Raw genomic sequence first — 12,719 nt, forward strand, 5'->3', positions numbered from 1 at the left:
CTCACTTCTCCTGCAACAGAACGGCGATGGCTAAGTGTACTGTACGGCAATTCGGGGTGCGAGGCTCAGAATGCACAACGCCCGGAAAACCGGGCGTTGTCTGATGTATATCAATCAGTTTTTTACAATCGGCGGGATATAAACGACACCCATATCCCACGGCTGCTCGATCCAGGTATCCTGCGGAATATCGACGATGTAATCATCAACCAGTGAACGACCGGCGGGTTTAGCGAAAATGGTGCAGAAACGCGCTTTCGGATACATTTCGCGAATCGCCTGCGCGGTGCCGCCCGTATCGACCAGGTCGTCGATTACGATAAAGCCTTCACCGTCGCCTTCTGCGCGCTTCAGGACTTTCATTTCACGCTGATGATCGTGGTCATAGCTGGAGATGCAGACGGTATCAACGTAGCGGATACCCAGTTCACGTGCCAGCAGCGAAGCCGGTACCAGACCGCCGCGGCTCACCGCGATAATGCCTGTCCACTGTTCAACAGGGAGCAGACGCTGGGCCAGTTTGCGGGCATGAATCTGAAGCATGTCCCAGGTAACGACGTATTTTTCGCTCATAAATAGAAATCCCAGCCAACCGAGGTGGCGTAAAAATGTGCAACGGGGAAAAGGTTGCGCGAGATTATAAGGAGTTGACGCACTAAAAACCAGCACCCGTGCGCCGGTTGCGGCTTTTTAGCGCGTCTGAGAGCGCACCCGGTAAAAAACAGTGATATTCTCAGGACTGGCTCGTCAGATTCTCTGACGGCGATTTTTCACTGGAAACTCGCGATGTCCGGCCTCGCCGGTACACTGACACAGGAGACCTGTCGTGTCTGAATTGTCTCAACTCTCTCCACAGCCGCTGTGGGATATTTTCGCTAAGATCTGCTCTATTCCCCATCCCTCTTTTCACGAAGAAGCGCTGGCGAACTACATCACTGGCTGGGCTAAAGAGCAGGGCTTCTGGTGTGAGCGCGATCAGGTCGGCAACATCCTGATTCGTAAGCCCGCCACTGCAGGCATGGAAAACCGTACTCCGGTCGCGCTGCAGGCGCATCTGGATATGGTGCCGCAGAAAAATAACGACACCGTTCATGACTTCACCAAAGATCCTATTCAGCCGTGGATTGACGGCGAGTGGGTGAAAGCGCGCGGCACCACGCTGGGCGCCGACAACGGCATCGGCATGGCTTCTGCGCTGGCGGTACTGGCTGATAGCAGCCTGACGCATGGCCCGCTGGAAGTGCTGCTGACCATGACCGAAGAGACCGGCATGGATGGCGCTTTCGGACTGCAACCCAACTGGCTGCAGGCTGAAATCCTGATCAACACCGACTCTGAAGAGGAAGGTGAGATCTATATGGGTTGCGCAGGCGGTATCGATTTCGTCTCCACCCTGCCGCTGACCCGTGAAGCCGTGCCTGCTGAGTTCCAGACTCTGAAGCTGACGCTGAAAGGGCTGCGTGGCGGTCACTCCGGTGCCGATATTCATATGGGCCTGGGCAACGCCAACAAACTGCTGGCGCGTTTCCTGGCGGCCCACGCGGCTGAACTGGATCTGCGTCTGCTGGCGTTCAGCGGCGGTACGCTGCGTAATGCAATTCCGCGTGAAGCCTTCGCTACCGTCGCGGTAGAAAGCCACAAAGCGGATGCGCTGAAATCAGCGGCAGCGCAGTTCCTGAGCGCCATCAAAAACGAGCACGGCATCAAAGAGCCGAACATTGCACTGGTCACCGAGCCGCTGGCGCATCAGGGCGATGCCCTGAGCACTGACAGCCGCGATCGCTTCCTGAACCTGCTGAACAGCACGCCAAACGGCGTGATCCGCAATTCAGACGTGGCGAAAGGCGTCGTCGAAACCTCACTGAACATCGGTGTAGTGACGATGGAAGCCGATCACGCAGAGATCAACTGCCTGATTCGTTCGCTGATCGACACCGGCCGTGATTATGTGGTGCAGATGCTGACCTCGCTGGGCCAGCTGGCCGGCGCGCAGACTAAAGCGAAAGGCGGCTACCCAGGCTGGCAGCCGGATGCAGACTCCGCCATCATGGCGCTGACTCGTCAGACGTATATTGCGCTGTTTGATAAAACCCCTAACATTCAGGTGATTCACGCCGGTCTGGAGTGTGGTCTGTTCAAAAAGCCGTATCCGGACATGGATATGGTCTCGATTGGGCCAACCATCACCGGGCCGCACTCGCCGGATGAGCAGGTTCACATCGAAAGCGTGGGTCTTTACTGGAAACTGCTGACCACCCTGTTGAATGTGGTGCCAGAAAAGTAATTCTGTCACAAAAAAGTCAACCAGGCTCCGGCCTGGTTTTTTATGCCTGTGACTTTTCACCAGCATAATTCGCTACCTTTTTCGCGCTTTCCCCTACTATTCCGCCACGTTCTCACGCTTCGCTAGTCACAGCCGCCATTATGTCCAGATGTCTGGATGGCTAATAAGATTTCGTGCTAGCTTATGCGCTTTCGGCTGTTGCCGCGCCTGAAGGTTCAGGAAAAAATGCGGCCAGTGTTTCTTCAGGAGAGTCATCACATGCCAGGGGTAAACTGCCTTGAGATGCGTAATATCTCCATCGCTTTTGGCGGTTTTTCCGCGCTATCGTCGGTGGATTTCCGCAGTGAGGGCCATTCGGTTCATGCGCTGACCGGCGCTAACGGCGCGGGCAAGTCTACGCTGATGGCGATCCTTTCCGGCGCGCACAATCACTACAGTGGCGAGATCCTGCTGGATGGGGAGCCGGTTTCTATCCGCACCCCGCGTGACGCGAAACAGCTGGGTATCCATCTGGTTCAGCAGGAAGTGGATGTCGCCCTGGTGCCGCAGCTCAGCGTGGCGGAAAACATTCTGCTGGATCGGCTGGCAGAGCCCGGCCACCGCTATCGCTGGGGCGAGATTCGCCGTCAGGCCCGGGCCTTACTGGCTCAGCTCGACGTGGCGCTGGACGTTAACCGGCTGGTGGAGCGCTGCACTCTGGCGGAAAAACAGCAAATTCTGCTGGCGCGGGCGCTGTCACACCACTGCCGCTTCCTGATTCTCGACGAACCCACTGCCCCGCTGGATCAGCACGAAAGCGAGCGGCTATTTGCCGTGGTGCGTCGTCTTAAGGCCAGCGGTATTGGCGTGGTGTTTATCTCTCACCGTATCCATGAACTCAAAGCGATCTGCGACCAGTTGACGGTGCTGCGTGATGGCCGGTTAATCGAAACCGGCCCGATGGCGGCGCTGAGCGGTGAACAGATCGTGGAGAAGATGCTGGGCCATCAGCTGACCGATATCTTCCCGGTCCGCCGTGAACAACAGGCACAGCCGCTGCTGCTGACGGTGGAAGGATTGCACGATGAGCAGCTGCTGCAGGATATCTCGCTGCGGCTGCATAAAGGTGAAATTCTTGGGATTGCCGGACTGGCCGGTGCCGGCAAAACCGAGCTCTGCAAAGCGCTGTTTGGTGCCAGCAAAAGCCGCGTCAGTGGCGGTGAACTGCACGGTCAGCCGTGGCAACCCCGTTCGCCGCACGACTCGGTCAGTCGCCGTATGGCGCTGGTGCCGGAAGAGCGTCGCAAAGAGGGGATCTTTATTGATGAATCCGTCGCAATGAACCTCAGCGTCAGCGCCGACGACAGCTTTTCGCGCTGGAGCCTGTTTGGTCATCGCCAGGCATGGCGCTGGGCAGAGCAGGTTATACGGCAGTTGCAGGTGCGCACCACCGGTCCGGCACAGACACTGCGACGTCTCTCCGGCGGCAACCAGCAAAAGGTGGCCATTGGCAAATGGCTACGCAACAACGCGGATGTGCTGATCTTCGATGAGCCGACCAAAGGCGTGGACATTAAAGCCAAAACCGAGCTGTTCACCCTGATCGATAACCTGGCGCGCGAAGGGAAAGGCATTATTTACGCGTCGGGTGAATTTTCTGAACTGGTCGGCTTATGCGACCGGATTTGCGTGCTCTGGGATGGACGCATCGTGGCCGAGCTGGCTGCACGCGACGTCACTGAAGAGACGCTTTTGCTCTATTCCACCGGAGGAACCCCTGCGTGAGCAGCAAAGAAACCAGCCTGAACCTGACACCCTCGCCATGGCGTCACCAGTTGTTCGACTTTCTCTACAAATGGGGCATGTTGCTCACGGTAGTGATCCTGATTGCCGCCTTTGGACTGGCCTCCGACAGCTTCCTTGAACCCAATAACATCATCAATATTCTGCGATCGATTGCCATTGTTACGGTGATTGCAATTGGCGTGTCGATATCACTGACCGTGGGCGGCTTTGATCTGTCGGTCGGCTCGACCGCCTCACTGGCGAATGCGTTAGTGATTTCACTGTTTGTCTGGTACGGCTTCGGCACCACCACCGCGATCCTGATTACCCTGGCGCTTTGCACGCTGGTCGGTCTGTTTAACGCCTTCCTGATTGTGATCCTGCGTATCCCTGACATGCTGGCGACGCTGGCAACGCTGTTTGTGATTCAGGGTGTGGCGATGACCTACAGCTTTGGCGGATCGATCACTGAAAACATGGTGCTGCCGAGCGGTGATATGGCGGAAGGCACTATTCCGGCGACGTTTGGCCTGCTCGGCCAGGTGCCAACCATTGTCATCATCATGCTGGTGGTGACCGTCGCCGCGCAGCTGGCGCTGTCTCTGACCAAACATGGTCGCCGGATGTACGCGCTGGGCGGGAATCCAGAGGCAGCGCGCCTCTCCGGCATCCGTACCACCCGTTATCGGGTGCTGGCCTATGTGATCGCCTCACTGCTGGCCGGTCTGGGTGGCATCCTGCTCGCCTCGCGTATCGGTTCATCGCAGGTTAACGCCGGAAGCGGCTACCTGATGGACGCCGTCGCGGCGGCATGGATCGGCTTCTCGCTGGCCGGCTCCGGCAAGCCCAATGCGCTTGGCACGCTGGTCGGCGCGGTGATTCTCGGCGTGCTGCAGAACGGTCTGGTGATGCTCTCTGTTCCCTACTACGCCATGGACATTATTAAAGGACTGGTGCTGGCTTTAGCACTGGCGATTACCTATATCCAGCGCCGCTGAGGCGCGTTTACCGGAGTTGATAACAATGCAAAAAATAACACTCTCGCTGCTGGCCCTGAGCCTGCTGAACGCCAGCGCTGCCTTGGCGGAGACCGTCACCCCGGTGCCTGCGGCTATCGCCAGCCATGATGGCCCGATCCGTATTGCGGTGATCCGCAACCTTGGCTCTGATGACAACACCACCCAGTTTGTTGCTGGTGCCATTCAGCAGGGGCGCCAGCTGGGCTTTAAAGTCAGCACCTTCCTGAGCAACGGCGACGATGCGCGCTTCCAGGATTTCGTGAATCAGGCGATCAGCCAGAAATATGACGGCATCGTGCTCTCGCACGGTAAAGCGCCCTACGCCAGCGGCCTGGTGAAGCGCATTGCCGACGCGGGCATCAAGCTGTCAGTATTTGATACGCCGGTAGATAGTCCGATTCCGGGCGTCACCGTCACCGCGCAGGATGACGCTTCACTGGCGCGGCTGTCGCTGGGTCAGCTTATCCATGATTTCAACGGCAAGGCGAATATCGTCAAGCTGTGGGTTGCCGGTTTCCCGCCGATGGAACGCCGCCAGGTGGTGTATGAAAAACTACTGAAAGAGAATCCGGGCATTCATCAGCTGGAGTCGATTGGCGCAGTTTCAACGGACGTGCAGGGCGACACCGCCAACAAAATTGGTGCGATTCTGGCGAAATACCCGAAAGGCAAAATCGACGCAATCTGGGGTGCCTGGGATGCCTTCAGCCAGGGCGCTTACAAAGCGCTGCAGGAGAATGGCCGGACCGAGATCAAGCTCTACAGCATTGATGTCTCGAATCAGGATTTGCAGCTGATGCGTGAGAAGAACAGCCCATGGGTGCAGACGGTAGCGGTCGATCCTAAAACCATCGGCGCGGTCAATATGCGTCTGGTGGCGAAGAAGATTGCCGGTGAAGAGACGCCTGCGACTTACCAGTTTAAAGCGGCATCGATCTCTCAGCAGCAGCTCGGCAGCCAGCCTGGTGCGGTGAACGTCGCGTCGCTGAACAAGATCATTCCGGGCTGGGGCAGCAATGAGGATTTCGTCGCGCCGTGGTTTGCTACCCTGGCGGCGAAATATAAGAAGTAATCCGGTGTCAGCCTTGCCAAACGGTGAGGCTGACCGTTACAGACCCAGCAGAAGTTGACGCTCAAGCTGGGGATCGACCATGGTGACATGCAGTCCCACCAGCCGCACGCCGCGCCCGGCACGACGCTCATCCCAGGTTTTCCGGGCGATGGCAATCATGTCCTCTTTATTCAGTACCGGCCAGATATGCTCCTGGGTCGTCTGCTGAAAATCACTGAACTTGAGTTTAACGCCCTGACGCGCCACCTGCCTGTCGGGTCGGATCTGCGTCAGCCGGCGATCCAGCTCGGCATAGAGAAAATCGATAATCTCCAGGCAGGCATCCCAGTCGCTGATATCTTCTGCCAGCGTGCGTTCCACCCCCAGCGATTTACGCTCGCGCTCCACAATGACGCTGCGGTCATCAATGCCATTACTGCGCTCCCACAGCACCCGGCCAAACTTACCAAAGCGCTTTAACAGTAGCGCCAGATCGGCCTTCTGCACGTCACCGCAGGTCACCAGCCCCATCTCCTCCAGCTTTTTGGCCGAGACTTTGCCAACACCGGGGATCTTCGCCAGCGGCAGCGTCAGCAAAAAACCGGCCATCTCCGGCGGCGTAATCACGAACTGCCCGTCGGGCTTATTCAGGTCAGAGGCGATCTTTGCCAGAAACTTAATCGGCGCGATGCCCGCTGAAGCGGTCAGCCCGGTTTCACGGTAGATGGTGGCGCGGATCGCCTGCGCCATCAGTGTGGCAGAACCGTGACAGTGCGGGCTGTCGGTGACATCCAGATAGGCTTCATCAAGGGAGAGCGGTTCAATCAGCGGAGTGTAGCGGGTAAAGATGTCGCGAATTTGTGCGGAGGCTTCTTTGTAGGCATCGAAACGTCCTGGCAACAAACGAAGATGCGGGCATAGCTTGAGGGCCATGCCAGTTGGCATCGCGCTGCGCACGCCATATTTGCGGGCCGGATAGTTGGCGGTGCTGATGACGCCACGACGTTCACGGCTGCCACCAATCGCGATCGGGATGTCGCGCAGCTGGGGATTATCACGCATCTCCACCGCGGCATAGAAGCAGTCCATATCGACATGAATGATTTTACGCATACCCCCTCCGGCACTGGATAAGTATACAGTTGGCAGGGGTAACTGCAATATTTGTCGCGCCCACAATTAAAGTTTACAAATTTGTGGCCGAATATCCTTCAGTAAATCGCGAATCTGGCTGCCAGCGTCTTGCTAAAAAAACAGACAATGTTTAATGTTGCGCTGCGATAGCGGACAGTTCCGATAATGCAAACAGAGACGCACAATTTGCGTCATGTTCTATTCACCTCAAGGTATACACAGCATGGGCAAAATCGCACTCCTGTTTGCGATGATTTTACTGCCAGCCCTCAGCATGGCAATGACACCCGAACCCGTCCAGACAGCGGCACCGGTCAGCAAAGAATTAAAGAAACAGTTACTGGGCACCCCGGTCTATATCCAGATTTTCAAGGAAGAGCGCACTCTCGAACTCTACGGCAAAATCGGTAATGAATACCGCCTGCTGGATACCTACCGCATCTGTAACTTTTCTGGCGGCCTCGGCCCGAAACGCCGTGAAGGCGATTTCAAAAGCCCGGAAGGTTTTTACAACGTGAAGCTGAATCAGCTGAAGCCGGATAGCCGTTTTTATCGCGCGATCAACATTGGCTTCCCGAATCAGTTCGATCGTAATCAGGGCTACAGCGGCAACTACCTGATGATTCATGGCGACTGTAAGTCAATTGGCTGCTATGCCATGACGAACGCCTATATGGATGAGATTTTTACTTATGTGAACGCAGCGCTGCGTAATGGCCAGCAGGATGTCAGCATCAGCATCTATCCGTTCCGCATGACTGACAGCAACATGCAGCGTCACCGCTACTCCAGCGATGCCAGCTTCTGGCAGCAGCTCCAGCCCGGATACGCTTATTTTGCTAAATATCACCAGCCGCCGACGGTCAACGTCGCCAGCGGTAAATATGTGATGAACAGCAGCCCGGCACCGGTTTTAGCCAGTCCCGAAGCTGCCTCCCGTTCATTCCTGGCGCTCTCCAAGGCAGAATAACGCCCATTCACCTGGCGCAATCCGCTGCCAGGTTTCATTGGCCGTCAGTGGCTGCGTAGCAATCACCGTCACCACGTCATGCGGCGTGGTGTGCTGCTGAAAATCAACCTCCACATCCTGATCCAGTAACTGCGCCCGGCCAAAGGGTGCACGACGGGTGATCCAGAAGAGGTTGGTGGAGCAAAAGGCCATCAGATATCGACCGTCTGACAGCAGCATGTTAAACACGCCCTTCTGCCGCAGCGTGCCAGCCAGCTCCCCGATAAAACGAAACACCGCAGGCCAGTTGCCCGGCGTGCGTGGATAGCGCGTCGACAGCTGATGCAGGATCCAGCAAAACGCCTTCTCGCTGTCCGTTTCGCCTACCGGCCGGAATGTGCCGGTCTCCAGTTGCCGATACCCCTTGAGCTGTCCGTTGTGCGCATAGGTCCAGTGACGGCCCCACAGCTCACGGGTAAACGGATGGGTGTTTTCCAGCGACACCTGACCACGATTCGCCTGGCGGATATGCGCCACCACCGAATGTGATTTTATCGGATACTCCTGCACCAGACGCGCAATCGGCGAGTTAAAGCTCGGCAGCGGATCTTTAAACGTACGGCAACCTTTATCTTCGTAAAAGGTAATGCCCCAGCCATCTTTGTGAGGCCCGGTCCCACCGCCACGCTGAACCAGTCCGGTAAAGCTGAAACAGATATCCGTGGGAACATTGGCGCTCATCCCGAGCAATTCGCACATAGCCACCGCCTCTGATTAAGTGGCCTCCGTCTGTGGGAGGCCAGCGCTGTTACTTCACCATCTCTTTTTCGATCAGCAGCATCAGGATGTGGATCACTTTAATGTGGATCTCCTGAATGCGATCGGCATAACCAAAGTGCGGCACCCGGATTTCAATGTCGGCACTGCCTGCCATCTTACCGCCATCTTTACCGGTCAGGGTGATCACTTTCATTCCCTGCGCACGGGCAGCTTCAATCGCTTTAATGATATTGGCAGAGTTACCGGAGGTTGAGAGGCCCAGCAGAACATCGCCCGGACGCCCTACTGCTTCTATGTAGCGCGAAAAGACATAGTCATAACCAAAATCATTACTGACGCAGGAGAGGTGGCTGACGTCAGAGATGGCAATCGCCGGATAGCCAGGACGATTTTCACGGTAGCGACCGGTCAGCTCTTCGGCGAAGTGCATCGCATCGCAATGTGAACCGCCGTTACCGCACGAAAGCACCTTTCCGCCAGCCTTAAAGCTGTCAGCCAGCAGTACCGCAGCACGCTGGATCGCATGGATATTGGCATCGTCGCTGAGGAATTTATTCAGCGTATCAGCAGCTTCATTAAGCTCAGAGCGGATGATGTCCTGGTACATAGGGATGTCCTTTTTTAGGAGAGGTTAATCGCAGCAAGTTTAACGGAATGGCCGGTCAGCGCAAAGCGCCATGCCACGTCGGTCCGGACTGTAACGCGGAATATTGTTGCCGAAGGTGCGGCAAAAATGGGCTAAAACAGGTTTTTGTGAGGCAGGTTGTAATTGCGATGTAAACAAATTGATAAATGCTCTCAACTGCTCTAAACCTCTCTGTATAACAGGTCAGACCTCTTACTACTTGGAGCGGTTCATTATGATGGTTGTTTCGATACTTGCCACGGTGGCGCTGATTGGCGCCCTGTTCTACCACCGCCTGTCGTTATGGCTCAGCAGCGCCATTCTGTTGCTGTGGACTGCGGCGATGGCTGTTGCGCATCTCTGGACGCCATGGCTGCTGCTGCCACTGGCGATCATTCTGCTGCCGTTTAACCTGCCGTCGCTGCGTCGCAGCCTTTTTTCAACGCCGATCTTTCAGCGCTTCCAGAAAGTAATGCCGCCGATGTCGCGCACCGAGAAAGAGGCCATTGATGCGGGTACCACCTGGTGGGAAGGCGATCTGTTCCAGGGCAAACCGGACTGGCAGAAGCTGCACAACTATCCTCAGCCACGCCTGACTGCCGAGGAGCAGGCCTTTCTTGATGGCCCGGTCGAAGAAGCGTGCCGCATGGCCAACGATTTCCAGATCACTCATGAGCTGGCCGATATGCCGCCGGAACTCTGGGCATATCTGAAAGAGCATCGTTTCTTCGCGATGATCATTAAAAAAGAGTATGGCGGCCTCGATTTCTCCGCCTATGCACAAGCCTGTGTGCTGCAAAAGCTGTCGGGCGTCTCCGGGATTCTGGCGATTACTGTGGGTGTGCCTAACTCACTGGGTCCGGGCGAACTGCTGCAGCACTACGGCACCGAAGAGCAGAAAAATCATTACCTGCCCCGGCTGGCACGCGGCGATGAAATTCCCTGCTTTGCGCTGACCAGCCCGGAAGCAGGTTCAGATGCCGGCGCGATCCCCGATACTGGCGTCGTCTGCATGGGCGAATGGAAAGGTCAGCAGGTGCTGGGTATGCGCCTGACCTGGAACAAGCGCTACATTACACTGGCACCGATCGCCACCGTGCTGGGCCTGGCGTTTAAACTTTCCGATCCGGATCATCTGCTCAGCGACAACGAGAATCCTGGTATTACCTGTGCGCTGATTCCGACCAACACGCCTGGTGTGGAAATTGGCCATCGCCACTTCCCGCTTAACGTGCCGTTCCAGAACGGGCCGACACGCGGCAACGATATCTTTGTGCCGATTGACTATATTATCGGCGGTCCGGAAATGGCCGGCCAGGGCTGGCGGATGCTGGTGGAGTGTCTGTCAGTGGGTCGCGGCATTACGCTGCCATCGAATTCAACCGGCAGCCTGAAAAGTGTGGCGCTGGCAACAGGTGCTTATGCCCATATCCGCCGCCAGTTCCGCGTCTCAATCGGTAAGATGGAAGGGATTGAAGAGCCGCTGGCACGCATTGCGGGTAATGCTTATGTGATGGATGCGGCCGCTACGCTGATCACAGCCGGCATTATGCAGGGTGAAAAACCGGCGGTGCTGTCGGCGATTGTGAAATATCACTGCACCCATCGCGGTCAGCGCGCCATTATCGACGCTATGGATATTGCCGGCGGTAAAGGCATTATGCTCGGTAACAGTAACTTCCTGGCCCGTGCCTATCAGGGTGCGCCGATCGCTATTACCGTGGAAGGCGCGAACATTCTGACGCGCAGCATGATTATCTTTGGTCAGGGCGCGATTCGCTGCCATCCTTATGTACTGCAGGAGATGGCGGCGGCAGCCAGCAATGATGTGAATGCGTTCGATCAGGCGCTGTTCAGCCATATCGGTCATGTGGGCAGCAGCACGATGCGCAGCCTGTGGCTGGGCTTAACTGCCGGACGCACCAGCGCCAGCCCGACCCGCGATGGCACCCGCCGTTATTACCAGCACCTGAACCGCATCAGTGCCAACCTGGCGTTGCTCTCTGATGTGTCGATGGCGGTGTTGGGTGGCAGCCTGAAACGTCGCGAGCGTATCTCGGCGCGTCTGGGCGATGTGTTGAGTCAGCTCTATCTGGCCTCCGCAACCCTGAAACGCTATGACGATGAAGGTCGCAACGAATCCGATCTGCCGCTGGTTCACTGGGGCGTACAGGATGCGCTGCATCAGGCAGAAGTGGCTATTGACGATCTGCTGCGTAACTTCCCGAACCGTCTGGTGGCGGGCGCCTTGCGGATGACGATTTTCGCTGGCGGTCATCACTGCCCTGCTCCGTCTGACCGTCTGGATCATCAGCTGGCAAAAATGCTGCAGCAGCCGTCAGCCACCCGCAGCCGACTGGGCCGTGGCATGTACCTGACGCCGAGTGAGCATAACCCTGCCGGTCAGCTTGAACAGGCGCTGCAGGATGTGATGGCGGCAGAAGTGATTCATGACAGGCTGTGCAAACAGACGAAGCAGCACCTCTCCTTTACCCGTCTGGACGCGCTGGCGAAGCGTGCGCTGGAACAGGGCTGGATTAATGCCAAAGAGGCGGAAGTGTTGCAGCGTGCCGAAGTCAGCCGTCTGCGTTCGATTAACGTCGATGAGTTTGAGCCGGAGGCACTGGCAGTACCGGTGCCCGAGAAAGCCCCTCAGCCTGCATCACGGACGAGTGAGGCAGCATAGGGTTAGCGTTGGCCTGCAGCACCGGCTCAGGGAGCAGACGCCTTCCGTAAAGACGCAAAAACGCCATCCATGGCATGCTCAGCGCGGGCCATCCATGGCCCGCGCTGCTTTACTCCAGGCGTATGGTCCCATCGCTTGAAGTTCAGCGCTCTTCATCAGTAGGGCGGCACTATGCCAAATCAGGGGAAATCTGGCCGCAATAATTAAGCCCAAAGCGCAGGGAACAGGGTCAGAAGAGGAAAGCGTCCCGCGTCAGGGACAAAAACGTCGGGAGCGTTTTTGAACAACGCAGAGCGTTGGCCCGGCTACGGGCGCACCTCAGGGATGAGGTGCGTAATTGCGCGGGCCGAGCGAGCCAGGGATGGCTTTAGCGACTTTCCGATCTGTCCCTGTTACCGGCGCGGGCACACTCTTATAGCCAGCCTTT

The 12,719-nt window shown here is 56.9% G+C and carries 10 protein-coding genes; 6 read left to right on the plus strand and 4 right to left on the minus strand.

Annotated features, from left to right (window positions below; translation table 11 throughout):
* Positions 1-114: 114 nt before the first annotated feature.
* Positions 115-573, minus strand: coding sequence for a xanthine phosphoribosyltransferase (gene gpt / locus P2R09_RS07135; RefSeq protein ID WP_003851171.1), 459 nt, complete (start codon positions 571-573; stop codon positions 115-117).
* 253 nt (positions 574-826) lie between these two features.
* On the opposite strand from gpt, the gene pepD reads away from it, so the two are divergent.
* From pepD to P2R09_RS07155, 4 genes are all read left to right on the plus strand, one after another.
* Entirely contained in the window at positions 827-2,284 is a 1,458-nt protein-coding gene (gene pepD, locus P2R09_RS07140; RefSeq protein WP_275768415.1) for a beta-Ala-His dipeptidase, read from the plus strand.
* A gap of 258 nt (positions 2,285-2,542) precedes the next feature.
* Complete coding sequence (locus P2R09_RS07145) at positions 2,543-4,048, plus strand: sugar ABC transporter ATP-binding protein (protein WP_275768417.1); 1,506 nt, start codon at positions 2,543-2,545, stop codon at positions 4,046-4,048.
* On the plus strand, positions 4,045-5,046 hold the full coding sequence (locus tag P2R09_RS07150) for an ABC transporter permease (protein ID WP_003851161.1): 1,002 nt from the start codon (positions 4,045-4,047) through the stop codon (positions 5,044-5,046). The genes P2R09_RS07145 and P2R09_RS07150 overlap by 4 nt, the downstream gene beginning before the upstream one ends.
* A gap of 25 nt (positions 5,047-5,071) precedes the next feature.
* Positions 5,072-6,139 carry a sugar ABC transporter substrate-binding protein gene (locus P2R09_RS07155; protein ID WP_275768420.1) on the plus strand — a complete coding sequence of 356 codons (1,068 nt, stop codon included), beginning with the start codon at positions 5,072-5,074 and terminating at the stop codon, positions 6,137-6,139.
* A gap of 36 nt (positions 6,140-6,175) precedes the next feature.
* Here P2R09_RS07155 and dinB read toward each other — a convergent pair whose 3' ends face one another.
* Positions 6,176-7,231, minus strand: coding sequence for a DNA polymerase IV (gene dinB, locus P2R09_RS07160; RefSeq protein WP_008924836.1), 1,056 nt, complete (start codon positions 7,229-7,231; stop codon positions 6,176-6,178).
* Between the two features lie 244 nt (positions 7,232-7,475).
* On the opposite strand from dinB, the gene dpaA reads away from it, so the two are divergent.
* Positions 7,476-8,222: a peptidoglycan meso-diaminopimelic acid protein amidase gene (dpaA, locus tag P2R09_RS07165; protein WP_008924835.1), complete on the plus strand. Its 747-nt coding sequence runs from the start codon at positions 7,476-7,478 to the stop codon at positions 8,220-8,222.
* Here the strand turns inward: dpaA and P2R09_RS07170 are convergent.
* Together P2R09_RS07170 and lpcA are read right to left on the minus strand one after the other, a co-directional pair.
* Positions 8,193-8,960: a class II glutamine amidotransferase gene (locus P2R09_RS07170; RefSeq protein WP_275768423.1), complete on the minus strand. Its 768-nt coding sequence runs from the start codon at positions 8,958-8,960 to the stop codon at positions 8,193-8,195. The genes dpaA and P2R09_RS07170 overlap by 30 nt on opposite strands.
* A gap of 49 nt (positions 8,961-9,009) precedes the next feature.
* Positions 9,010-9,588 carry a D-sedoheptulose 7-phosphate isomerase gene (gene lpcA, locus P2R09_RS07175; RefSeq protein ID WP_003851153.1) on the minus strand — a complete coding sequence of 193 codons (579 nt, stop codon included), beginning with the start codon at positions 9,586-9,588 and terminating at the stop codon, positions 9,010-9,012.
* A gap of 253 nt (positions 9,589-9,841) precedes the next feature.
* Here lpcA and fadE point away from each other — a divergent pair, with 253 nt between their 5' ends.
* The gene (gene fadE, locus P2R09_RS07180; protein WP_275768425.1) at positions 9,842-12,292 is read left to right on the plus strand and encodes an acyl-CoA dehydrogenase FadE; all 2,451 of its coding nucleotides are present in this window, start codon (positions 9,842-9,844) and stop codon (positions 12,290-12,292) included.
* Positions 12,293-12,719: the final 427 nt, after the last annotated feature.

The organism is Pantoea sp. Cr_R13 (assembly GCF_029222565.1).
Classification (GTDB): domain Bacteria; phylum Pseudomonadota; class Gammaproteobacteria; order Enterobacterales; family Enterobacteriaceae; genus Pantoea; species Pantoea eucalypti.